Source organism: Halomonas sp. A29, from assembly GCF_046723295.1.
GTDB lineage: Bacteria > Pseudomonadota > Gammaproteobacteria > Pseudomonadales > Halomonadaceae > Halomonas.
Genome location: NZ_JAXQPR010000028.1, coordinates 1 through 1,732 on the forward strand (window position 1 = coordinate 1; position 1,732 = coordinate 1,732).

Genomic DNA, 1,732 nt, shown 5'->3' on the forward strand with positions numbered 1-1,732 from the left:
AAAGGAGCCGCTCTTTAACAATCGATCAGGTAATTCATGTGGGCGCTTGTCGATGAGGTGGTGAGAAGTCACACCATTTCGAGGCAAGCGACTCGTCGAAGACCTTCGGGTCTTTTTGAGAAGCTTTGACCTTGAGCCAAGTTTGGTCCGCTTTCTTCTTCGGAAGGGTAAGGACTATATGATTTTAAACTGAAGAGTTTGATCATGGCTCAGATTGAACGCTGGCGGCAGGCCTAACACATGCAAGTCGAGCGGCAGCACGGGAAGCTTGCTTCCTGGTGGCGAGCGGCGGACGGGTGAGTAATGCATAGGAATCTGCCCGATAGTGGGGGATAACCTGGGGAAACCCAGGCTAATACCGCATACGTCCTACGGGAGAAAGCAGGGGCTCTTCGGACCTTGCGCTATCGGATGAGCCTATGTCGGATTAGCTGGTTGGTGAGGTAATGGCTCACCAAGGCGACGATCCGTAGCTGGTCTGAGAGGATGATCAGCCACATCGGGACTGAGACACGGCCCGAACTCCTACGGGAGGCAGCAGTGGGGAATATTGGACAATGGGCGCAAGCCTGATCCAGCCATGCCGCGTGTGTGAAGAAGGCCTTAGGGTTGTAAAGCACTTTCAGTGGGGAAGAAAGCCTTGCGGTTAATACCCGTGAGGAAGGACATCACCCACAGAAGAAGCACCGGCTAACTCCGTGCCAGCAGCCGCGGTAATACGGAGGGTGCGAGCGTTAATCGGAATTACTGGGCGTAAAGCGCGCGTAGGTGGCTTGATAAGCCGGTTGTGAAAGCCCCGGGCTCAACCTGGGAACGGCATCCGGAACTGTCAGGCTAGAGTGCAGGAGAGGAAGGTAGAATTCCCGGTGTAGCGGTGAAATGCGTAGAGATCGGGAGGAATACCAGTGGCGAAGGCGGCCTTCTGGACTGACACTGACACTGAGGTGCGAAAGCGTGGGTAGCAAACAGGATTAGATACCCTGGTAGTCCACGCCGTAAACGATGTCGACTAGCCGTTGGGTCCTTCGCGGACTTTGTGGCGCAGTTAACGCGATAAGTCGACCGCCTGGGGAGTACGGCCGCAAGGTTAAAACTCAAATGAATTGACGGGGGCCCGCACAAGCGGTGGAGCATGTGGTTTAATTCGATGCAACGCGAAGAACCTTACCTACCCTTGACATCCTGCGAACCCTTCGGAGACGAAGGGGTGCCTTCGGGAACGCAGAGACAGGTGCTGCATGGCTGTCGTCAGCTCGTGTTGTGAAATGTTGGGTTAAGTCCCGTAACGAGCGCAACCCTTGTCCCTATTTGCCAGCGATTCGGTCGGGAACTCTAGGGAGACTGCCGGTGACAAACCGGAGGAAGGTGGGGACGACGTCAAGTCATCATGGCCCTTACGGGTAGGGCTACACACGTGCTACAATGGTCGGTACAAAGGGTTGCAAGCTCGCGAGAGCAAGCTAATCCCAGAAAGCTGATCTCAGTCCGGATCGGAGTCTGCAACTCGACTCCGTGAAGTCGGAATCGCTAGTAATCGTGAATCAGAATGTCACGGTGAATACGTTCCCGGGCCTTGTACACACCGCCCGTCACACCATGGGAGTGGACTGCACCAGAAGTGGTTAGCCTAACCTTCGGGAGGGCGATCACCACGGTGTGGTTCATGACTGGGGTGAAGTCGTAACAAGGTAGCCGTAGGGGAACCTGCGGCTGGATCACCTCCTTAAACGAC

At 55.3% G+C, this 1,732-nt stretch carries 1 rRNA gene; it reads left to right on the top strand.

The features are described from left to right. Positions 1-186: 186 nt before the first annotated feature. A 16S ribosomal RNA gene (locus tag SPH52_RS22405) occupies positions 187-1,726 on the top strand. Positions 1,727-1,732: the final 6 nt, after the last annotated feature.